Source organism: Pseudoxanthomonas sp. GW835-FHT14C01 (assembly GCF_058793715.1).
Window position 1 is genome coordinate 1,300,187 of the sequence record NZ_JBXAGB010000002.1, and the last position, 22,046, is coordinate 1,322,232.

At 62.0% G+C, this 22,046-nt stretch carries 22 protein-coding genes; 8 read left to right on the forward strand and 14 right to left on the reverse strand.

All coding sequences use genetic code 11. From position 1 onward, the window contains the following. Positions 1-7 precede the first annotated feature (7 nt). From AC1Q5B_RS12850 to AC1Q5B_RS12875, 6 genes are all read right to left on the reverse strand, one after another. Positions 8-949 carry a FecR family protein gene (locus AC1Q5B_RS12850; RefSeq protein ID WP_052756063.1) on the reverse strand — a complete coding sequence of 314 codons (942 nt, stop codon included), beginning with the start codon at positions 947-949 and terminating at the stop codon, positions 8-10. After that, the gene (locus AC1Q5B_RS12855) at positions 946-1,542 is read right to left on the reverse strand and encodes an RNA polymerase sigma factor (RefSeq protein ID WP_200909222.1); all 597 of its coding nucleotides are present in this window, start codon (positions 1,540-1,542) and stop codon (positions 946-948) included. Before AC1Q5B_RS12855 ends, AC1Q5B_RS12850 begins: the two co-directional genes overlap by 4 nt. Before the next feature lie 86 nt (positions 1,543-1,628). Further along, positions 1,629-3,455 carry a PepSY domain-containing protein gene (locus tag AC1Q5B_RS12860; RefSeq protein ID WP_046937801.1) on the reverse strand — a complete coding sequence of 609 codons (1,827 nt, stop codon included), beginning with the start codon at positions 3,453-3,455 and terminating at the stop codon, positions 1,629-1,631. Next, on the reverse strand, positions 3,452-4,141 hold the full coding sequence (locus AC1Q5B_RS12865) for a PepSY domain-containing protein (protein WP_046932627.1): 690 nt from the start codon (positions 4,139-4,141) through the stop codon (positions 3,452-3,454). Before AC1Q5B_RS12865 ends, AC1Q5B_RS12860 begins: the two co-directional genes overlap by 4 nt. A gap of 68 nt (positions 4,142-4,209) precedes the next feature. Continuing rightward, positions 4,210-6,930, reverse strand: coding sequence for a TonB-dependent receptor (locus AC1Q5B_RS12870; protein WP_046934786.1), 2,721 nt, complete (start codon positions 6,928-6,930; stop codon positions 4,210-4,212). Between the two features lie 117 nt (positions 6,931-7,047). Continuing rightward, on the reverse strand, positions 7,048-7,599 hold the full coding sequence (locus AC1Q5B_RS12875; protein WP_152667173.1) for a CopL family metal-binding regulatory protein: 552 nt from the start codon (positions 7,597-7,599) through the stop codon (positions 7,048-7,050). On the opposite strand from AC1Q5B_RS12875, the gene hutC reads away from it, so the two are divergent. Genes hutC through hutG form a run of 4 tightly spaced genes read left to right on the forward strand, consistent with a single transcriptional unit; the run spans position 7,598 to position 12,519 of the window. Continuing rightward, entirely contained in the window at positions 7,598-8,323 is a 726-nt protein-coding gene (hutC, locus tag AC1Q5B_RS12880; RefSeq protein ID WP_046934788.1) for a histidine utilization transcriptional repressor HutC, read from the forward strand. The two genes, AC1Q5B_RS12875 and hutC, sit on opposite strands and share 2 nt — an antisense overlap. A 7-nt stretch (positions 8,324-8,330) precedes the next feature. Continuing rightward, positions 8,331-10,022: a urocanate hydratase gene (gene hutU, locus AC1Q5B_RS12885; protein ID WP_046934789.1), complete on the forward strand. Its 1,692-nt coding sequence runs from the start codon at positions 8,331-8,333 to the stop codon at positions 10,020-10,022. Then, positions 10,019-11,557, forward strand: coding sequence for a histidine ammonia-lyase (gene hutH, locus AC1Q5B_RS12890; RefSeq protein WP_202924162.1), 1,539 nt, complete (start codon positions 10,019-10,021; stop codon positions 11,555-11,557). Before hutU ends, hutH begins: the two co-directional genes overlap by 4 nt. Then, entirely contained in the window at positions 11,554-12,519 is a 966-nt protein-coding gene (hutG, locus tag AC1Q5B_RS12895; RefSeq protein ID WP_492632030.1) for a formimidoylglutamase, read from the forward strand. Before hutH ends, hutG begins: the two co-directional genes overlap by 4 nt. A gap of 2 nt (positions 12,520-12,521) precedes the next feature. Here the strand turns inward: hutG and AC1Q5B_RS12900 are convergent, their stop codons facing one another. Beyond that, complete coding sequence (locus tag AC1Q5B_RS12900; RefSeq protein WP_080955572.1) at positions 12,522-12,920, reverse strand: MerR family transcriptional regulator; 399 nt, start codon at positions 12,918-12,920, stop codon at positions 12,522-12,524. A 47-nt stretch (positions 12,921-12,967) separates the two neighbouring features. Between AC1Q5B_RS12900 and AC1Q5B_RS12905 the strand changes: the two genes are divergently transcribed. The 4 genes from AC1Q5B_RS12905 to AC1Q5B_RS12920 are packed head-to-tail and all read left to right on the forward strand — an operon-like array spanning position 12,968 to position 13,904. Further along, on the forward strand, positions 12,968-13,330 hold the full coding sequence (locus AC1Q5B_RS12905; RefSeq protein ID WP_046934791.1) for a mercuric transporter MerT family protein: 363 nt from the start codon (positions 12,968-12,970) through the stop codon (positions 13,328-13,330). Between the two features lie 10 nt (positions 13,331-13,340). Beyond that, on the forward strand, positions 13,341-13,634 hold the full coding sequence (locus AC1Q5B_RS12910; protein ID WP_046934792.1) for a heavy-metal-associated domain-containing protein: 294 nt from the start codon (positions 13,341-13,343) through the stop codon (positions 13,632-13,634). 1 nt (position 13,635) lies between these two features. Beyond that, the gene (locus AC1Q5B_RS12915) at positions 13,636-13,848 is read left to right on the forward strand and encodes a GDCCVxC domain-containing (seleno)protein (protein WP_080955569.1); all 213 of its coding nucleotides are present in this window, start codon (positions 13,636-13,638) and stop codon (positions 13,846-13,848) included. Next, entirely contained in the window at positions 13,800-13,904 is a 105-nt protein-coding gene (locus AC1Q5B_RS12920) for a hypothetical protein (RefSeq protein WP_475498672.1), read from the forward strand. Before AC1Q5B_RS12915 ends, AC1Q5B_RS12920 begins: the two co-directional genes overlap by 49 nt. 19 nt (positions 13,905-13,923) lie before the next feature. Here AC1Q5B_RS12920 and AC1Q5B_RS12925 read toward each other — a convergent pair whose 3' ends face one another. From AC1Q5B_RS12925 to AC1Q5B_RS12955, 7 genes are all read right to left on the reverse strand, one after another. Next, positions 13,924-14,448, reverse strand: a complete 525-nt coding sequence (locus tag AC1Q5B_RS12925; RefSeq protein WP_046934793.1) for a DUF305 domain-containing protein — start codon at positions 14,446-14,448, stop codon at positions 13,924-13,926. A 74-nt stretch (positions 14,449-14,522) separates the two neighbouring features. Beyond that, on the reverse strand, positions 14,523-14,837 hold the full coding sequence (locus tag AC1Q5B_RS12930) for a hypothetical protein (protein ID WP_046934794.1): 315 nt from the start codon (positions 14,835-14,837) through the stop codon (positions 14,523-14,525). A 28-nt stretch (positions 14,838-14,865) separates the two neighbouring features. Beyond that, positions 14,866-17,292, reverse strand: a complete 2,427-nt coding sequence (locus AC1Q5B_RS12935) for a heavy metal translocating P-type ATPase (protein ID WP_379605912.1) — start codon at positions 17,290-17,292, stop codon at positions 14,866-14,868. 40 nt (positions 17,293-17,332) lie between these two features. Further along, positions 17,333-17,875: a DUF411 domain-containing protein gene (locus AC1Q5B_RS12940; RefSeq protein ID WP_080955570.1), complete on the reverse strand. Its 543-nt coding sequence runs from the start codon at positions 17,873-17,875 to the stop codon at positions 17,333-17,335. 70 nt (positions 17,876-17,945) lie between these two features. Further along, positions 17,946-18,794 carry a c-type cytochrome gene (locus AC1Q5B_RS12945; RefSeq protein WP_228903386.1) on the reverse strand — a complete coding sequence of 283 codons (849 nt, stop codon included), beginning with the start codon at positions 18,792-18,794 and terminating at the stop codon, positions 17,946-17,948. A gap of 12 nt (positions 18,795-18,806) precedes the next feature. Continuing rightward, positions 18,807-20,078: a copper resistance protein B gene (locus AC1Q5B_RS12950; RefSeq protein ID WP_046934796.1), complete on the reverse strand. Its 1,272-nt coding sequence runs from the start codon at positions 20,076-20,078 to the stop codon at positions 18,807-18,809. Further along, positions 20,075-21,943 carry a copper resistance system multicopper oxidase gene (locus AC1Q5B_RS12955; RefSeq protein ID WP_046934797.1) on the reverse strand — a complete coding sequence of 623 codons (1,869 nt, stop codon included), beginning with the start codon at positions 21,941-21,943 and terminating at the stop codon, positions 20,075-20,077. The genes AC1Q5B_RS12950 and AC1Q5B_RS12955 overlap by 4 nt, the downstream gene beginning before the upstream one ends. Positions 21,944-22,046: the final 103 nt, after the last annotated feature.

Sequence of the window (22,046 nt, forward strand, 5' to 3'; positions counted from 1 at the left end):
TGGCGTCTCAGTGCGGTTGGGACACGCGAATCTGATCACCCTGCGTCTCCACGCGCAGGTTGAAGCCGGTGGCCAACAGACGTGCGAAGGCATCCACACCTGTGGCATCGAAACTGCCGCCCACACGCATGTGGGCCGTTTCCGGATCCATCAGTACCAACTGCTTATCGTTGTAGCGATTGAACTGGGCCGCCACATCCGCCAACGTGGTTTGATCGAACTCCAGGGTGCCATGGCGCCAGCTCAAGGACCGGCGCACCTTGTCCTGAGCGTTGACTGCCACCAGCGTGCCCGCCGGCTTGCTATACAGCAGCCCCCCGCCCTGCACGATCACCGGCGGCCGTCCCGGTTTGGCCACCAGCGGCTCAACGCGCACCTTGCCTTCCAGCACGGCCACTTCCAGGCGTTCGCGTTCCTGCCTGACCGAGAACTTTGTTCCCAGTACCACGACACGATGCTCGCCGGCGTGGATGACGAACGGGTGCGCCGGATCGGGCTTCACATCAAAAAATGCCTCGCCCTTGTCCAGCCACACGTGGCGCAGCGAGGGGTCCACCTGCGCCCGCAGCTGCGTGTGCGTGTTGAGCTCCAGGCGGGAACCGTCCGACAGGGCGATCACCTCCCGGCCGCCAACCTCGGTGCTGTAGCGCGTGCCAGGGCCCCACCCCGTGAGGGTGAACAGCACCGCCAGCATGGCAACGCTCGCGGCAATGGCCCAGCGCATCGGCGCTCGCCAACGGTGTATGCGTGGCGGCTGCACGGCGCGTACCGCCGCCAACCGGTCTGCGCGCGTCCACACCGACTTCAAACGAAGCCAGGCCACACGATGGGCGGTGTCCTGTTCCAGCCAGGCTTGCAGCTGGATCTGGTCCTGTGCAGTCCATTGTGGGGACTCGGCACGGTTGATCCATTGCGCCGCGACCTGTTCGATGTCCTTGTGTGGGCTCATGGCTGCGAACGTTCCTTGTTGAAGCGCCGTGACGGACGCTGGATCTTGCCGGTACCGCCGAGCATGAAGTCGGCCAAGGCCCGCATACCCAACAGGGTCTGACGCTCCACCGTATCTTCGGCGATCCCCAATCGTCCAGCCACTTCGCGCTGGGATAGACCGTAGATCTTGCGAAGCTCCACGATCTGTCGACATTTGTGGGGCAGTTTCTGCAAGCCTTGCTGCAAGCGGCGCAGTTCATCACGGGCGCCTAAGTGTCGCTCCGGCGTGACCTCATCGCTTTGCATGACCGCCTGCTCCACATCGGCCATCGCTTCGATGGAGACAATACGAGAGCGGCGAATGCGATCGATGAGCAAGTTGCGTACGGTGGTCATGACAAAGGGCTTGGTCTGCGCGGGCAAGCCCCGTCGCGCGGCTTCGTAGATGCGTGCGTAAGCCTCCTGCCGAAGATCAGGAATCTCGCTGTCCTCATGTCCATGCCGGCGCAGGAAGGCATGTATCAAGCCTTCCAGGGGCAGGACATGGGATATGAACCACTCATCCAGCGCCGTGGTCACCGGGGTACTCGCTGATTCATCAGGCAGGCTCAAGCACGTCCATTCACTGGGACGAGCGCGGTCAGGAAATCCGGTACGCCGCAAGACCCGCCGGCCTGCTCGGCCGGCGGGCGTTGGGATCAGATCTTGAAATCGTCGTACGCCACCTGGCTGTCGGGTACACCCAGCCGGGTCAGCAGCTCGCGTGTGGCCTTAAGCATGGCCGGCGGTCCGCACAGGTAGAACTCGCAATCGGCCAAGGCCTGGTGGGCCTTGAGCAGGCGGTCATGCGCTACCTCATGCACCAGGCCCCGCAATAGCGCGTCGTCGTTCTGCGCTTCATCCGACAGCACCAAGTGCCAGCTGAAGTTCTCGTGCTGCTGGGCCAGGCGCTCCATCTCCTCGATGTAGGGCGCTTCCTTGAGACTGCGCGCGCCATACCAGAAGTGGATCCGCTCACCGCCCTGCCCCGCCAACAGCGTCCGAATCATCGCGCGCAGCGGGGCCATGCCAGCGCCGCCGCCGATGAACACTTTCTCCCGTCCGTGAGGCTTGAGCGCAAAGTCGCCGAAGGGGCCGCTGAAGCAGACCCGATCCCCGGGCGAGAGCGTGTACAGGTAGGTTGAGCCCCTGCCAGGAGGATGGCGTTTCTTGTCCGATCGTCCAGGACTGAAGCGGGCCAGCAAGGTCAGTCGCCCCTGTGCCTGATCGACAGGCAAGGCGAGCGAATACGCCCGACGGACCGGTTCGCGGTTGACCAACTTCTCGGGCAGGTCCACGCCCGCCCACTCCTGATGGTGGTGCTCGGGCCGCACGAGCTTGTTCACCGGTACCTCGTAGTTGGGCACATGCACCTGCAAGTAAGCGCCAGGTTGATATTCCGGACCGGGGGCCTCGTCGGGCTTGAGCACGATCTCGCGCAGGAACGGCGTCACTGCCGTGACCTGCTCCACGGTGGCGCCATACTCGGTCCACAGGCTGGCCCCGCCAGCCACCTCGACATCGGTGTCTTCCGTCACGGCCAGATTGCAGGCCAGGCGATAGCCCATCTTGACCTTGCTGGCGCCCAGGTGGGCGCGATCGGCCGCGGTGGCTTTGGGTGCCGCGCCGCGGAAGCGCACCTCGCACAGGCCACAGCTCTGCCCTCCTCCGCAGTTGGACGGCAGTTGCACGCCTTCGCGCGCCAGCGAGACGTAGACGTTGTCGCCTGCCGACGCCCGGACGGTACGCAGCCGTGTCCCATCCGGACCGAATACCGACAACTCGCGGGCCGGACGCCAGCGGCGCGGCACGAACTCGCTCCAATGGAAGCTGGCAAACAGCAGCCAGATACCGGTCAGGGCCAACCACAGACCGCCGATCGCGGCGGTGACCACCAACGGGTTGTTGAAGTTCTTGCGCCCGGTGTAGTCCATGATGTGCAACATCCAGAACACATCGAACAGGCGCCAGGTCTTGTTGCGGTGGTAAAGCACCTCGCCCGTCTGGGCAGACAGGTACACCGTGGTGTCCTGGCCATCGTCGGTATCCACGCGCCACAGTCGGCCTTCGTGATCGCGTACCTCACCACTCCACTCCAACAGGCGCGGTGCTTTCAACGTGCCAGGGCCGGTATAGGAGGCTTGCGCCAGGCGTGTGGCCCAGGCCGCGTCCAAGGCAATGGGTTGGCCGGACACGGCGTTGGCCAAGGTAATGCCCTGGGCATCGGCCAACTGATAGACCGGGGTATCCAGCAACCAGCCCGAACTGACGCGACTGATCTTCTTGTTTCCACCCAGGAAACTGGCCGGCGAGCGGGCATTGGCAGGCCACTCATGGGCCGCATGCTCGTGAGCCTGGAACTCATGGCCCTGCACCTGGTCATGGTCCAGCCAGCTCATCATCACGCCACTGGCCATCCAAAGCAGCAACTGCAGGCCGATGATCAAGCCGACCCATTTGTGCAGCGTTCTCATCCAGGGCGTCATGCTGCGGCCCTCCTGCGAAAGCTGTAGAACAGCAACCAGGCACCGCTGAGCACGAACACCAAGCCAACCGCCGAGGCCACGCGCAACAAGGTGTTGTTGACGTCCGAACGGGCCTCGTAGTCCATGATGTGGAACATCCACAGGAAATCAAACCAGCGCCACAGGCTGTGCCGCCGCGCCAGTAACTCGCCGCTGTAGGGCGAGAAATACAGGGTAGTTTCACCGGCATCGGCGTAGTGCACCGCCCACATGGGAACCGGGCGGGTGGCCACTTCTTGCGGCGCCTGGGTAACCCACTCGACCCGAGCTACGGGTGCCTGGCCCTGATAGACGTCTTTTGCCAAGGCGATCGCCATCTGCTGATCACCTGGGGAGAGCACCTCCCCCGTCGTAGCGTCCAGCAGGTACACCAGATCGCGGGCGTGAATCTCGTAGACATCCCGCTCAAGCAGTCGCTTGAGCTTGACCTGCGTCATGCCCGGATAGCGCCGCTGCAGTTCCTCACCGGACAAGTGAGTGGGTGCCACCAGCGGCTGCTGATGGGCATGGGCCAAGTGATCGCCATGGATGATGTCCAGGGAGATGACCGTCATGTACACGCCACTGATCATCCACAGCAGCGCTTGCACGCCAATGATCAGGCCAATCCATTTGTGGGCCTTGCGTGCCCAGAAAGCCGATTTCATAGTGATCTCGTTCGACAAGAGGACAACGCCTGCTCCCGTCACCAGGACGGGAGCAGGCCAAGCAGGTCTTACCAGTGGTATCCCACGCGGGCATACCAACGACGACCCAGCAGGTCATACGTCATCGTGTCGGTATTGGCGTCGGTGTAGCTCTGGATAAACGGGGCTTTCTTGTCGTACAGGTTGTCGATGCCGAAGGACACATCGAAGGTCTTGTTCGGTGCGTACTTGAGCTGGACATTGTGGTAGGTCACGCTGGGTGCGTGATCACCAATGTCGCCGGGGCTGGCATTGATGTCATCGGCCTTGCCGATGTACTGCAAGCTGTAAGAACCGGACCAGGCTTCGCGTTCCATCGTCAGCGAGGTCAAGGCGCGCCAGTGAGTAAAGCTGCCACGGCCACCGGTGATCTTGCCGGCGTACTCGATCACATCCGCGCCCGGGAACGGCCGCACGTCGTACTGGTCCAGATAGGACACATCCACGCTCAAGGTCGAATCGAACCCAGCAACCGCGAACTCGTACAGACCACCCAGGTCGATGCCCCGTACCCGTTCGTTGGCCGCATTGACCGGCTGGGACGACAGGAAGTCCACTTCACCGGTGATCGGATTGCGGGTGAAGTTGTCATTGCCGCAGAACGGATGCGCCAAGCCCGGGGTGTTGTAGCAGATCGACAGCTTGGTTGAGCCATCGATACGCTGGATCGCGTTGTCGATCTTGATGTTGAAGTAGTCCACCGTCAGCGTCAGTCCCGGCAAGAAGCTCGGCGTCCAGACCGCACCCACGGTCAGGGACTTGGCATCTTCCGGCTCCAGGTCAGGATTGCCGCCGGAGGTGGTCAGGATCGTGTTGCCCGGCTGTACGTAACCTGCCGGCACGCCGTACGCCTGACAGTTCTGACGCACTACCGAATCAGCCGGCAAGCTGCTCCAGCCGCTACAGGGATCGGTCGTGGTCAGGTTGCCCTCGGCTACGCCACCAAACAATTCGGGGATGTTGGGGATACGGAAAGCCGTGGCGTAGTTGGCGCGCACCTTCAAGGACGGCACGATCTGCCAATCCAGGCCCACCTTGTAATTCACGTCTTCGCCGAACAGGTCATAGTCGGAATAGCGCACGGCGGCATTGAGCGTCAGGCTCTCGGCGATCACGCTGTCCTGAAGCAGCGGCACGGCAAACTCGGCGAAGGCTTCCTTGGCCGTGTACTCACCGGCGATCGGATCCTGTTGGTTCGTGTTGGCAATGCCCAGTACCGTCAGCGGATCGGGATCGCGCCAACCACGCTCCTTGCGAACCTCGATGCCAGAGGCAAAGCCCACCCAACCGGCCGGCATCTCGAATAGCTGGCCGCTGATGTTGGCGGTGAAGCTCTTCTGGTCGTTGCCGCCGTTGTCGCGCGTCCTGAACAGGATGTAGTTGAGCACCTCGGGGGTCAGGTCGCCGTAGCCGAGATAGTCACCGCAGGGGATCGCCGCGCCGGGCGTGTTGCTGCACAGCGCGGTGTTGAGCGTGTCATCCACCCGGTCCAGGTTCGCCACATTGGTCGAGCCATCCACACCAGTGTTGCGGCCCCAATTCAGCGCGGCCGACCAGTCCCAGTTCATGCCCAACTGGCCTTCAATGCCCGCGACCACGCGGAAGGTATTGGTTTCCTGGAAGAACTCGCGTGGGCCGGCCTCTTCCAGACGGCGGCGCTGCAGCAGCAGGTCTTGGCCGGTCGGGTTGGTCGGGTGGCCGGCCGCAATATTGATCGGTCGATAGACACCCAGGCTGCCGGGCGTGGCCAACTGGTCGGACTGGCGGTTGGTGAACATCAACTCGGTGAACACGCGCGTGGTTTCATTCACAGTGCTGTCGCCGAACAGGCTGAAGCTCAAACGCTTGATCGGATTGACGGCATTGAGATAGGGATTGCCGTTGTAGTTATGCTTGGCCGCCGAATACGGTTCATAGAAGTCCCCGTCACCATTGGGATCCTGGTTGAAGTTCACGCGCGAGCCGTCGGCTAGCAATGCGCGCCCACCGATGGTGGCCGAGCTGCCCACACATTCGAGTTGCCCGTCGACCTCACCCAAGCCGCACGGTGCGCGTGAGGCCATGTTGACCGCGCCGGTCTCCGAGTAGTTGATGCCGGCCATCAACGAACCGCGGTCTGACGTAATACCCCAGGCGAAATCGAACGACTTTTCTTCGCCATCACTTTCGAAGGTCTGTCCGTACCGCACCGCCGCCTCGGCACCGTCGTAGTTCTTCTTGGTGATGATGTTCACCACACCCGCCACGGCATCGGCACCGTAGATGGCTGAGGCACCGTCCTTGAGGACCTCGATCCGCTCGATCAGCGCTACGGGGATGATGTTCAGGTCCACCGAGCTGTTGGCACCGGTGCCGCCATTGACCACACGACGACCATTGAGCAGAACCAGCGTGCGGTTAATGCCCAAGCCGCGCAGATTGACCTGGGTAGTGCCGTAGCCGTTCTCGGCCCAGTAGGCATTGGACTGGCTGCCGGCAAAACCGGCCGAGGCCGGCAGGCGCTGCAGCAGCGTCTCCACTGAAGTGGCGCCGGAGCGCTCGATGGCTTCGGCATCCACGACGCTGACCGGGCCGACGCCGGAAATCTGGAGCCGCTTGATGTGACTGCCGGTGACCTGGACGGTGTCCAGCGTCTTGGCCGACTCGCTCGTGGCGCCCTGTTCAGCCTGCTGAGCCAGAGCCACCGTGGAAAAACCGGCGCACAGAAGGGCACCGACGGATACCGCCAAAGGATTGCGCTTGAAGTACATGGGTTCTCTCTCCCCCGAAGGGCAATGCATGCGTATGACCCTGGTGCCCCAGACGTGGGGGCCTATGCGACATCAGGGCGTGCGTAGACGTCGCCAATCAATGGCGACCAAGCAGCATTAGCCGATGGGAGGTCGGAACAGCCGGGATACCTGTCGTCGCAGCGGCGGCAACTCAGGCGTAGGTAGGTAGGTGCTCGTCAGGGCGTGCTGGGCGGCAAAGATGACCGGCACACGCCCGGCGAAGAAGGTGAGCACACAGCTGCAGTCGCAGGAGGTGGTGCTGCAGTCGCACTGATGATCGTTCTGATCACCCTGCCCGGCTCGCTTGCCACCGGGAAGAATTTTGTTGCAATCGTTACTAATCTTGGCGCGTTCATTGACACGCGCGCCGCCATGCACCGAGTGGGTGCCATTCACCGCACCTGGGGGAGGAATATGCCGCACGGCCATCCGCGTGGTGGCCTGCGCGCTCAGGATCCCATCCGCGCAGAGCACGAGGATCAGGAACATACGCAGTAGCACGCGAAGCGAAGGCATGAGCGTGTGGCGAACCCGCAGGTTGTCTATACCACAGCAATAGCACGAGGAAATTCTTAGTGTCAACTGCTTGTGCAGTACAGCATCGAAAGTGGTTGGACTGGTTGTATAGACATGTAATGCTTGGGCCATGGACGAACCCAAGCCGCACTACCAGAAGCTCAAGCACTTCATCCTGCGTCACATCACCAACGGCGACTGGCCCGCGCGCAGTCGCGTCCCCAGCGAGAACGAACTGACGGCCAAGTTCGGCTTGTCTCGCATGACAGTGAATCGAGCGCTGCGCGAGTTGACCGATGCCGGCGTACTAACCCGGGTGCAAGGTGTCGGCACGTTCGTCGCCGGCCCCAAGGCCGAATCGGCGATGTTCGAGGTGCGCAATATTCGCGACGAGATTCAGTCACGCGGCCAGACACACTCGGTCCAAGTGCTGATCTGCGAGACGGTCGAGGCGCGCTCCAGTGTGACGACCAACTTCGGCCTGACGCCGGGCACGGAGCTGTTCCACAGTCGCCTGCTCCACCACAGCGATGACAAGCCGGTGCAGTTGGAGGATCGCTTTGTGCAACCCAGCGTGGCGCCGGATTACCTGGACATCGATTTCCACACCGAGATTCCGCATCAGTACTTGATGCGCGTTGCGCCGCTGGAGCGCGCCGAACATGTGATTGAAGCCGAGACGGCCAGCAAGCGTCTGGCTGCGCAACTGAAGATCAACGAAGGCGATCCGTTGCTGGTGCTGACCCGACGTACGTGGTCGCGCGGACAGGTGGCCAGCTTTGTGCGGTTGATTCACCCGGCATCTCGTTACCGCTTTGTGGGCACCTTCCAGGTTGGCGCCCCCCTGACCCCTTGAGGATTTGATGGATACCTTGGAACGCTCCGCTTCCCCTGCGCGCACCGTTCGCGCTCCGATCGGCACCCAGCTGCACTGCAAGAGCTGGCTGACTGAAGCGGCCTACCGCATGATCCAGAACAATCTGGACCCCGATGTTGCCGAGCGCCCGGAAGACCTGGTGGTCTACGGCGGCATCGGTCGTGCTGCGCGCGACTGGAGAAGCTTTGACCGTATCTTGGAAACGTTGCGATCGCTTGAGGATGATGAATCCTTGTTGGTGCAATCGGGAAAACCGGTAGGCGTGTTCCGCACGCATAAGGATGCACCGCGCGTACTGATCGCCAACTCCAACCTGGTGCCCCACTGGGCGACTTGGGAGCATTTCAACGAGCTCGATAAGAAGGGCTTGATGATGTACGGGCAGATGACCGCCGGCAGCTGGATCTACATCGGTAGCCAGGGCATCGTGCAGGGAACCTACGAGACGTTCGTTGAGCTGGGTCGCCAGCACTACGGTGGCAACTGGCAGAACAAGTGGATCCTCACCGCAGGCTTGGGCGGTATGGGCGGCGCGCAAGCATTGGCCGCAACGCTAGCCGGCGCCAGCAGCATCGTGATCGAGTGTCAGGAGTCGCGAATCGATTTTCGCATTCGCACACGCTATGTCGATCACAAGGCCACCTCCATCGAGCAGGCCCTGCAGATCATTGAAAGCAGTCCAGTCCCCGTGTCGGTGGGATTGCTGGGCAATGCGGCCGAATTACTCCCGCAGTTCGTCGCTCTTGCACGCAATGGCGGCGCCCGCCCCCATGCGGTGACCGATCAGACCTCGGCGCATGACCTGATCAACGGGTATCTGCCGTCGGGATGGACGGTGTCGCAGTGGGAGCAGGCCCGGGCCGGCAGCGACGGCCAACGCCGTGAATTGGCGCAGGCCGCGGCCGCCTCGTGCGCCACGCACGTACGCGCCATGCTTGATTTCCACGCGCTGGGCGTGCCGACGATCGACTACGGCAACAACATCCGGCAAGTGGCCCTGGATCAAGGCGTGGACAATGCCTTCGCCTTCCCTGGCTTCGTGCCCGCCTGTATCCGTCCGCTCTTCTGCCGGGGCATGGGGCCTTTCCGATGGGTGGCCCTCAGCGGCGACCCGGAAGATATCTACAAGACCGATGCCAAGGTCAAAGAGCTGTTTCCGGATAACACGCATCTTCACCAGTGGCTGGATCAGGCGCGGGAGCGCATCGCGTTCCAAGGCCTGCCTGCCCGCATTTGCTGGCTGGGTCTGGGCGAGCGACACAAAGCGGCTTTGGCATTCAATGAAATGGTGCGTAACGGCGAATTGAAGGCGCCCATCGTGATTGGGCGTGATCATCTGGATTGTGGCTCGGTCGCCAGCCCCAACCGCGAAACCGAAGGCATGCGTGATGGTTCCGATGCGGTATCGGATTGGCCGCTGCTCAATGCCCTGCTGGCCACCAGTGGCGGCGCCACGTGGGTAAGCCTGCATCACGGAGGCGGCGTGGGCATGGGGTTTTCGCAGCATTCGGGTGTAGTCATCGTCTGCGATGGCACTGAACAAGCCGACCGGCGGCTAGCGCGCGTGCTATGGAACGATCCGGCCACCGGGGTCATGCGCCATGCTGATGCCGGCTACGAGCAAGCATTGGCGTGCGCGCGTGAGCATGAGTTGATCTTGCCGGCCATCCTGGAGTGAGCATCATGCTGAACTTGACGCCTGGCCAAGTGACCTTGGCGCAGCTGCGGCAGATCGCCGAAGGTGCCGCCCCCATCGCACTGGACCCCGCCTGTTGGGATCAGGTGCGCGCCTCTTCCCAAGCCGTCCAGGCCATCGTGGTGGCCGGTGAGCCTGCCTATGGCATCAACACCGGCTTTGGCAAGCTGGCCAAGGTCCACATAGCGCGCGAGCAATTGGAGCAACTGCAGACCAACCTGGTGCGCTCCCATGCCGTTGGCATGGGCCCGCTGCTCGATGACGCCTGCGTACGACTGATCTTCGCCACCAAGATCGCGTCTCTGGCCCGAGGCTACTCGGGCGTACGCGAGCAGACGCTGGCTACGCTAGTGGCGATCTACAACGCACAGATCTGGCCCTGCATTCCTGCCCAAGGCTCAGTAGGCGCCTCCGGCGATCTGGCACCGTTGGCGCACCTGACGTTGGCAGCCATGGGCGAAGGCCACGTGCGGGTTGACGGACAGGTGCTGCCCGCCAGCCAGGCGCTGGAACACGCGGGCATCACCCCGATCCGGCTGGCGGCCAAGGAGGGGCTGGCCCTGCTCAACGGCACGCAGGTATCCACCGGCATTGCATTGATGGCGCTGTTCGCGGCAGAGCAGATCTACTCAGCTGCCGTGTTGAGCGGCGCGATGAGCGTCGATGCCGCCTGCGGCTCTGACTCGCCCTTCGATCCGCGCATCCATGCCGTGCGTGGCCAGCCGGGCCAGATTGTCGTGGCCAAGCACTACCTTCGCCTGCTGGCCGGTAGCGCGATCCGTGAGTCGCATCGTCAGAACGACACGCGTGTGCAGGATCCTTACAGTCTCAGGTGCCAGCCTCAGGTGATGGGGGCCATACGCGACGTGATGCAACATGTGGCACAAGTGTTGTGGACAGAGGCCAACGCGGTCTCTGATAACCCACTGGTCTTCACCGATACCAGCGAAGTGATCTCGGGTGGCAACTTCCACGCCGAGCCCGTGGCCTTTGCTGCGGATCAACTGACCATGGCAGTGTCGGAGATCGGTGCCTTAGCCGAGCGCCGGATTGCCTTGTTGATCGATTCGACTTTGTCAGGTCTGCCCGCATTCCTGGTGGCCAACCCGGGCGTCAATTCAGGTTTCATGATCGCCCACGTGACCGCCGCTGCACTGGCCAGCGAAAACAAAACCCTCTCCCATCCCGCCAGCGTGGATTCTTTGCCGACCTCGGCCAACCAGGAGGACCATGTCAGCATGGCGACCTTCGCCGCGCGCAAGTCTCGCGAGGTGGCCGATAACGTGCGTCGCATCGTGGCCATCGAAATGCTTGCCGCCTGCCAAGGCATCGAGTTCCGACGGCCGCTGCAGTCTTCGCAGGCTTTGGAAGCGGTGCACGCGCAGGTACGCGCCCTGGTACCCCGCTACGACGAGGACCGCTATCTGGCCCCCGAGATGCAGGCCATCGAGGCCTTCATCCAACGAGGGGGGCTGCAACCGTTCCTGGAGTGGCCATTGCAGGAGACGGGCAGGTGAATCCTGCATGGGCGGGGCGCGTGGATCTGCCGTTGTCGGCCGATACCCAGCGCTGGCATCAGGTGGTGGCGTCGGACCCGGATCTTGGCGCTCCTGGCATTGCCCTGCTGGGCTTTGCCAGCGATGAAGGCATTCGTCGCAATGCCGGACGGCCAGGTGCTGCACAAGGGCCCGATGCACTTCGCAGGACGTTGGCCAACCTGCCCGTGCTACAACCCTGCCCTCTTTACGACGCAGGCAATATCGTCTGCGAGGATCGTGCCCTGGAGCTGGCACAGGCCCACTACTCCCAGCGCGCCCAACAACTCTTGGATAGCGGGCATTGGGTCGTCGGCTTAGGCGGAGGTCACGAAATTGGCTATGCCAGCTATGCGGCCCTGTGCGGCCACCTCGGACCATCACCATCGCGAATCGGCATTTTCAACTTCGATGCTCATTTCGATTTACGCGAGCAGGGGTGTGCGAGTTCCGGCACGCCCTTCCTTCAAGCATTGGAGCACGCCCACAGGAGTGCCACGCCGCTCCAGTACCACTGCATTGGCGTCAGTCGCTCCAGCAATACACCGCGCTTGTTCGCTACGGCCGAACGTGAGGGCGCCCACTACATCACCGATGACGCCCTAAACGCGTGGAATTGGCACGCACAAGCGGAAGTGGTGAATCGCTGGTGTGATGCGGTGGACGTAATCTACCTGACCCTGTGCCTGGATGTATTGCCGCAAGCCACTGCTCCGGGTGTGAGCGCGCCTAATCCAAGAGGCGTGAGCCTAGAGGTCGTGGAAGCATTGATGGACTTGATCCTGTCTTCAGGAAAGGTGCGGTTGATGGATGTGGCTGAGCTGTGTCCGCCCTTGGACTTAGATCAAGCTACTGCGCGCATAGCCGCTCGCCTAATCCACCGCGCCTGTAGCGCGGTACGACCGGCGCTCAACAGGAGCGGGCAGCTGAACTCTATGGCTTGAGGCTACCGACTTGTCCTTGCCAACCGATCTAGCGCGGGGCAAGCATCACCCGCGGAGGCTTGGCATTCGTCTACCAATTGTTTCAGCCCGGTCTCCAACAAACGCAAATCTTCAATGCGCTGGCGGACTTCGCTCAACTTCTGTTCCGTCAGCAATCGGGTTTGCTCACACGCGCCCCTGCCCTCGATCTGCAACAAACTAGCTATCTCATCAAGACGGAACCCGGCCGCCTGAGCTCGTCGGATAAATCTAAGCCGGCTAACATCAGCCTCACCATAGCGCCGTACACCGCGTTGTGGACGTTCGGGCTCAGGAAGCAAGCCCCGCCGCTGGTAATAGCGAATCGTCTCGATATGTACATCCGCGGCCTTTGCCAGCCGACCGATGGTCATGGCACTCATGATCACTGCTTGACTCCGTACCATGGTACGGAGAATAACATACTGCCATGAGTCAGCATCGTCCTCCCAAGTCCTTTTTGCCACCTCTTTGGGGCGCGGCGGTTGCCGCTGTTGGCGCGTCAATATGCTGCGTGGTGCCGCTGGTGCTGGTCTTAATGGGAATCAGCGGAGCATGGATCGCTAACCTCACGGCCTTTGACGTCTGGCGCCCTTGGTTGAGCGCGCTCACCATACTTTGCTTGGCTTGGGCGTTTTGGACCCAGTATCGCTCAGGCGCGCAGCGGTGCAGCAATGACGGTGGCTGCACGGATACCCCATCACTAAGGCGCCGCCGTCGTTGGCTCTGGATGGCCGCCAGCGGGATCGTGCTGTTGCTACTCTTTCCCTATTACATTAGCTGGTTCTTGTAAGGAGCACTTTATGCGCGCAATGCTTCTTGGTCTGATCATGACGATCTGGATGTCGGCGGCTTGGGCCATCACACCTCAACGGGTCATGTTGCATGTGGAGAACATGACGTGTCCGGCATGCAGCATTACCATCGAGAAGGCCTTGGACAAGGTGCCTGGGGTAACGTCCACTCAGGTAGACACACGGGCTGGAACAGTGACCGTTATTTTTGATGCGAAAATCGTGGATTCAGCGAGAATAGCAAAGGCGATCACTGACGCCGGTTTTCCAGCGACCATCAAGACAGGATCGGAAAGTGGCTGACATGCAACTGGCCAGCACCTTGACTTGCCCTGTATGCGGTCATCGGGCAACAGAGACCATGTCCACAGACTCATGTCAGTTCTTCTATGAATGCGTGAACTGCAATAAGTTGATTCAGCCCAAAACAGGCGATTGCTGCGTTTTCTGTTCTTACGGCACGGTGCCGTGCCCGCCTATTCAACGGCACAGCTCCTGCTGTTCTGGCGCAGCCTAGCTAACCCCTCCTGGGCGGGGACACCGTTTTACCTAGTCTTTGAGCGGCGCAAGTAGACAGCAGACGTCACCGCGATCAATTGGCGAGAAGTTGCTTCATCTGGGCGATCTCTTGCTTCTGCGAGGTGATGATGTCCAGGCAGAGTCTGGTCAGCTCGGGATCCTTCAGGCGGTTTTCTTCGCACATCAGGATGGCGCCGGCATGATGGGGAATCATAGAGCGGATGAACTGCCGATCAGTCACCGCGGCCTGCGTACGGATTCCCCACCAACAGAACAGCATGAACGCCACGGTCACGCTGGCCAGGATCAGGTTACGCCGACGATCGGGGTACATGCTGGACATGAGCCAAAGCTCGATCAACAGCATCGGCGCAGCCATTAGCCCTGCCATGTAGAGCTGGTTGACGTTGTGATAGACGTTGGCCCACTGATCGACCATGGCATACATCAGGGCGTACATAGCCAGGAACGACAGGGCCATCATCAGCAGTAGGCGACCGTAGTGCCCCTGATGCGTCTGACCGGGACTTCCTTGCGAGGCGTGTTGCCCTAGATGCTGCGTGTGCGTGCTTTCGTGCTTACCGTGCGAAGAAGACATGTCGATCTCCGTGGGAATAGCAGAACATCGCCGAATCCCGGGGGCCAAGGACCCAGCCCCCGGGGAGATAGCAGTTACATACCCTTGCCGGCAGCGAATTCCTGCGGGCTCAGCTTGCCGTCCTTGTTGCTATCGAGCATGCCAAAGTGGGGTGCCAGCTTGTGCTTGGCCAGCTCTTCCTTGGACAACGAGCCGTCCTTGTTGGCATCGAGCTTAGTGAAGTCGGCATCGGCCGCGGCCGGCTTGTGCTGACCATGCTCCTGCTTCTTATGATCCATCGGCTTGTGCTGGCCGTGGTCGGTGGTGGGCGTGGTGGTCTGGCCACCGGCGAAGGCCGCGCCGGCCATCAGGAACAGGGCCATCATCGAGAGGGAGGCATAACGCTTCATTGCAGTACTCCTTGTGGGATATGAGCCATCAGTGACAGGAATGGCCGCGCGCAGGCTCATCGGCGCGGTCAGGGTGAGAGGTGGCAACAACGGTGGAGCCGGACAAACGCAAGGCATTGGTGACCACCGAAACCGAGCTCAGGCTCATGGCCAGGGCCGCCATCATCGGACTGAGCAAAAGGCCGAAGCTGGGGTACAGCAGGCCGGCGGCGATGGGCACGCCGATGGCGTTGTAGACGAAGGCGAAGCCCAGGTTCTGCTTCATGTTGGCCACTGTCGAAGACGAGATGGCACGGGCTTGCACGATGCGCCTCAAATCACCCTTGACCAGGGTGAGCTGGGCGCTGGACATGGCCACATCCGTGCCCGTCCCCATCGCGATGCCCACATCGGCTGCCGCCAGGGCCGGCGCATCGTTGATGCCATCGCCGGCCATGGCCACACGACGCCCTTGGGCTTTGAGTTGCTGGACCAGTTCGGCCTTGTCCTGAGGTTTGACGCCGCCACGCACATCGTCGATGCCCAGCGTGCGCCCCACGGCCTCGGCCGTGGCCTGTGCGTCACCGGAGGCCATCACCACGTGCAGGCCATCGGCACGTAGCAGGTTCAAGGCAGGCAAGGTCGTGGCTTTGATGGGATCAGCCACCGCAATGGCGCCGGCCAACCGCCCATTGACCGCCAGGAACATCACGCTGGCGCCTTCTTTGCGAAGACGCTCGGCGCTGCTCTGCAAGGGGGCTACATCGGCGCCAACCGATGCCATCAGGCTTTGGTTGCCGAGCACGACATCCTGATCGGCCACGCGCCCGCGAACGCCTTGGCCGGTGAGCGAATCAAAATCCTGGGCGGCCACCAGGTTCAAGCCACGTCGTTGGGCTTCAGCCACGATGGCCTCGGCCAGGGGGTGCTCACTGCCCTGCTCCAGGCTGCCGGCCAAACGAAGGATCTGATCGGCGTCGAAACCGGCGTAGGAGAGCGTGTCGCGAAAGGCTGGACGTCCCTCGGTCAACGTACCGGTCTTGTCCACGATCAAGGTGTCGATCAGACGTAGCTGTTCGATCGCCTGAGCGTCGCGGAACAGGACTCCGACCTGCGCAGCGCGGCCGGTGGCGACCATGATCGACATGGGGGTAGCCAAACCCAGGGCACACGGGCACGCAATGATCAGAACCGATACGGCATTGAGGACGGCAAAGGTCCATGACGGTTCGGGTCCAAACAGGCCCCATCCGAAGAAGGTAAGCACCGCCGTGGCCAGCACGGCCAGAACGAACCAGTACGCCACCTTGTCCGCCATACGCTGCATCGGCGCGCGAGAGCGCTGGGCCTGGGCCACCAACTGCACAATCTGCGACAGTACCGTCCCGGATCCGACTTTGTCCGCCCGGATGACCAGGGCGCCCGTCCCGTTGAGCGTGGCGCCTATGACGTGGTCACCGACAGTCTTCTCCACCGGAATGGGTTCACCGGTCAGCATCGACTCATCGACACTGGTGCGACCTTCGATGACTTCCCCATCGACCGGCACCTTCTCGCCCGGTCGTACGCGAAGCAGATCACCCACATGCACGTGATCCAGCGCAACGTCCTCTTCGCCCCCATCGGGCTTGACGCGGCGTGCCGTCTTGGGCGCCAACCCCAGCAGCGACTTGATGGCTGCCGAGGTTTTGGAGCGCGCCCGCAGTTCCAGCAGCTGGCCGAGCAGCGTGAGCGAGACGATGACCGCCGCTGCTTCGAAGTAGACCCCCACCCGTCCATGCTCGCGGAAAGAGTCCGGAAACAGGCCCGGCGTCACGGTGGCCACCACGCTGTAGCCAAACGCGGCGGCCACGCCGATGCCGATCAGCGTCCACATGTTGGGGCTGCGATTGCCGATGGACTGTAGGCAGCGCACAAAGAAAGGCCACCCCGCCCAGAGCACCACCGGGGCGCTCAGCACGAGCTCAATCCAGGTGCGCGCCTGCGTGGACAAGCCGGGCAGACGATGTCCCAGCATGGCCAAGACCAGGACGATCAACGTCAAAGGCAACGTCCACCAGAAGCGTCGGGTGAAATCGCGTAACTCCGGATTGTCGTCCTCCTCCAGCGACGGCATCTCCGGCTCCAGTGCCATGCCGCAGATCGGACAGGTGCCGGGACCTGGCTGACGAATCTGCGGATGCATCGGACAGGTATAGACCGTGGCATGGGTATCGCGGGGGGGAGCCACCGCTGCTGGGGCGGTCATTTCAACTTGCTGGGCAGCACCGTCCGTATAACGGTCGGGATTAGTGATGAACCGCTCTCGGCATCTGGCTGAGCAGAAGTGATACTTCGTTCCGCCATGCAGAGCGTGGTACGGCGTTCTAGCCGCGGAGACCTGCATACCGCATACCGGATCACGCACCGAGTCTGGACCATCGCTGGCACCCTGCGGCATCGCCTTGCCGGCTTCATCGTGGGAATGAGGGGACATGGATCACTCTGGGCTGGAAGAAGGGATCGCGAGCAAACTGTCAGCTGCGTTGACCGTGCAGGACGTAAGGCTGCGTGGTGCCATCGGGCAGTACAAATTCCACCGTATAGGGTTGAACACGTCCGTCGGGCATCTCCATGCCAGGAGAACCGGCAGGCATCCCCGGTAGCACTAATCCACGGCCTACCGGGCGCTCACGCAACAGGCGCAGGATGTCTTGCACCGGCACATGACCTTCGACGATGTAGCCATCGATCTCGGCGGTATGGCACGAGCCGCGTCCATAAGGAACGCCCAAGCGCGCCTTGATCGGGTTCAGGTCTTCGCTGTTGTGCACCTCAACCGTAAAACCTGCTTTCTCCAGATGCTCCACCCACAGTTGGCAGCAACCGCAGGTCGCACTCTTATGTACTTTGACCAACGGCAACGGACGCTGCGGTTGAGTGACCTGCTGCGCAGCCGCCGATGTCGGAGATTGGGCGTCCGATGCCGCCTCTGAATTGACAGCCGATTCGGGGCGCGCGCATGCGGTCAGCGACAAGGCCGTGGCCAGCAGAAAGAGACAGCTGCGTGAAGTGTTCATCATGCTTCCTTAAGAGATGCCCGAGCGCCGAGGCGCTCGGGCGTGGAGCCGGGGCAGCTCCATGAAGGGATCAATGCTGGTGATCGTGGCCGTCATCGGCCTTGGGAGCTGGCTCGGCTGGTTTGGCTGGCATGGAGCCGTGCTGATCGTGCTCGCCCTCGGACTTGGCCTGCGCAGGTTGCTTTGCCGGCTCGGCCGCATGCACGTGCGTCTTGCCGTCGGCATGCACATGCGTGGTGCCTTCCTTAGGCTTGCTCATGTCCATGCCCATGCCACCTGCTTCATGCCCCTGGCCATGGCCATGGCCATCACCCATCTCTTCGCTATCACCGCCGCCATGGTGATCTGCACCCGCTTCCTCGCCATGCGAGTGCCCGCCGGTCTCACCGCCACCGTGTGAATGGCCATCACTGCTGGCTACCAACGCCTGGTAGCCGGCCTTGTCCAGCTTGGGCAGCTTCTGCAGGAAGGCCGACATGTTCCAGATGAACTCATCGTCCATGCTGCCGCCCCACGCAGGCATGCCGCTGGCCTTGATGCCGTGCTTGATCACCCAGAACGCCTCAGCTGGACCCACCGGGTGCTTGCTTAGGTTTGGTGGCGCGGGGTACAGACCCTTGCTCATCTCGGTGGCCGCCGCATCTGGCGAAAGATGACAGGTCACACACATAGCGTTGTAGTTGCCCGCACCCTGGCGGATACGCTCAGGATCATCCAGGTTCGTGGGTACCTGAAGCTTGGCGGCGCGCACCTCAATGGAACGCTCACGCGCCGTTTCAAGTAGCGCATACACCGGGCGACTATGCGGATCATCAGCGGCCACGTTGTACACGCCCAGAGAGACCGCGGCGGTTGCGACCACCGCAACCAATGCCACGCCGGCGCCGAGCCATACCCACATCTTCTTGTTGGATTTCATTGTCAGTTCCCCTTAGAACCAGGTACGAAGGCCGATGACCAAGCGCGTGTCTTCAAAAGACTCGCCATGCTCGCGTCGCATGTCTGCGGTATTGCCAAACGCACGCTCGTACACCACGCCGATGTAGGGAGCGAACTTTCGGGTGAACTCATAACGAAGTCGCAGGCCCGCCTCAGCGGTACTCAGACCCGAACCTATTCCGCGCAATGGATCGTTCTTGCCATACGCCGTGACCTCCACCAGCGGCTGCAGGATCAGCCGATTGGTCAGCAGCAGTTCGTACTCGGCCTCGACATTGGCAGCAGTCTGGCCGCCTTCGCCGAGATAGGCTGTGGCGGATACTTCGAACTTCATCGGTGCCAAGCCCTGTACGCCGATAGCGGCGAAGTTCTGCGAAGCCCCCGGCTTGAAGTCATGGCGCACACCGGCTACCACATCCCACCACGTGGAGATACTGCGGCCGTAGAGCACTTCCAGATCAGCCGACTCGGTCTGACCATCTGTGCGTTCGCCTTCACTGCGGAACCAGACGCGATTGAGGTCCGTACCGATCCAACCCTGACCCTCCCAACCCAGCCCGGTGCCCGGATCGGCATCCCAGGCTTCCAGGCGATTGAGCAGTACGTAGCTCTTGATCGAATTGTCATGCACCGGATGCGCGTGTGCGGGCGCGATGGCCGCCTGACGATCAGCCTCGGTCACCGCAGGAATCGGGGTGCGCGGCTGCGTTGGTGCGACAGGCCCATGTCCCATCTGACTGTGGTCCATGCCCTCCATCGATTGCATGCCAGCTTCTGGCGTAGCGGATGCGGGCGAACCGTGGCCCATCTGCGAATGGTCCATCCCCTGCATCGCAGGCGTGGACGTGCTGGAGGCGTCGGACGCAGCGGGCTGTGCCATCTGACTGTGATCCATGCCCTGCATCGGCTGCGTCTGCGCTTTGGGCGCTGCAGGTGTACTCGCGGGCGAGCTGTGCCCCATCTGCGAGTGGTCCATGCCCTGCATGGCAGGCTCGGCTGCTTGAGCCGGCGGCGCGGCATGGCCCATCGCCGCATGATCGATAGTCGCTTCGCTGGTCTTGGCCGGTGTTGTAGGTTTGGGGGCTGGCGCAGGCTTTGATGTCGGCGCCTGATGTGCAGAGTGATCCTGAGCCTGGGTCTGCGCGCCCTGCTCCATCGGCATGGAGCCGTGCTGCATGGATTGGGCGCTGGCCGCATTGGCCAGGGCCAGCGAGATAGCCAGGGTCAGCGCAGTCAGGGTGGTATTGCGTCTATTGATGTTCATTCGTCGACCCTCACCGTGCGCATCATTCCGGCTTCCATGTGATAGAGCAGGTGGCAATGGAACGCCCAGCTGCCCAACGCATCGGCACGCACGCGATACGTACGTCGGCTGCCTGGCGGCATGTCCACCGTGTGCTTGCGCACCATGAAGTTGCCGCTATCGTCTTCCACATCGCTCCACATGCCGTGCAAATGGATCGGGTGGGTCATCATCGTGTCGTTGACCAATACGATGCGCATGCGCTCGCCGTAGTTCAGCCGTAGCGGCTCGACATCGGAAAACTTCTGACCATTGAAACCCCAGGAGAATTTCTCCATGTGTCCGGTCAGATGCAGCTCGATCTCGCGACCGGGGTCGCGTCCGTCAGGGTCTTCAAAGGTGCTCTTGAGCATGGAATACGTCAGTACATGACGGCCGTTATCGCGCAGGCCATTGCCCGGATCGTCCAAGCGCGAAGTCACGCTCATGGCTTGGTTGTCCAACAGGGGATTGTTGGTCTCGCTGGCAGGGTGTGATTGCATGCCCCCATGCTGCATGCCGGCCATGGCACCATCGCCGGCGGCGGGCATCGCGTGACCCGCATGGGCCGAGGCCTCATTGCCGCTGGCAGGTGGGGTCATGCCGGGCATGCCCATGGCTGCACCACAGCCGCCTTCCATGCCCTTGCTGCCGCCAGACATATCCATCGATCCATGATCCATGCCCATGTCTGCCATCGTCAGCAGCGGCCGGGGATCCACAGACGGAAGAGGCGCGCGTAGTCCTTCGCGCACGGCGAGCGTGCCGCTGACGTAGCCGGTGCGACCGGAGTCCTGGGCAAAGATGGTGAATGCGTCCTGCCCGGAGGGCTCCACGATCACATCGAAGGTTTCTGCTACTGCAATGCGGAACTCGTCGACCGAAACCGGATGGACGTACAAGCCATCCGCCGCGACCACGGTCATCTTCAACCCCGGAATACGCACATCGAAGTACGTCATGGCAGAGCCATTGATGAAACGCAGACGCACCTTCTCGCCACTGCGGAACAACCCGGTCCAGTTGCCCAGAGAGGTCGTGCCGTTCATCAGGTAGGTGTAGGTGTTGGCGTTGACGTCGGACAGATCCGTGGGCGTCATTCGCATCACGCCCCACATCTTGCGATCTTCCAACGTGGCCGACAGACCATTGCGCTTCACATCGCGCGCGAAATCGCCGACCGTGCGCTTGTAGTAGTTGTCATGGCCCGGCATCTTCTTCAAACGATCGAACAGGGCCGTCGGGTCCAGGTCTGTCCAATCGCTCAGCATCACGACGTAGTCGCGATCGAAGCTGAAAGGCTCTGGCTCCAGTGGATCGATCACGATCGGTCCATAAAGCCCAGCTTGTTCCTGGAAACCTGAGTGGCTGTGGTACCAGTAGGTTCCGCCCTGATGCAGGGTGAACCTATAGTGGTAGGTCTCACCACGTCCGATGCCGTCAAAGCTCAGGCCCGGCACGCCGTCCATGTTGGCCGGCAGAATGATGCCGTGCCAATGGATGGAAGTATCCGTGCCATGGAGGGAGTTGGCCGGCAATGCATTGGAGACACGCAGGTTGACCGTGGTGCCTTCCCGCCACCGCAGCAACGGCGCCGGAACGGACCCGTTGACCGTGATCGCGGTGCGGGTCTTGCCGGTGAAGTTCATCGGCGTCTCGCCGATGGTCAGGTCAAACTCGGTGCCCGACAATACGTTGGCTTGTCCGGGGCCCTTGAGCGCCCAACTGGCTTTGGGCCAGAACCCCAATCCTGCGACTGCGCCTCCCAAGGCCAAGCCTTGGACAAATCGCCGCCGCGAAGGCAGCAGCGGTCCACCATGTGGACCACGAAAATCATCATGCGACATGTAAATGCTCCAAGCGTCGTGTTGCCACCGGCAGGCGGTGGTACAGAGCGGGTGGCTGGCCTATACAGGCATGCAAGCCACACCAACGGCGCCATTGCGGCGC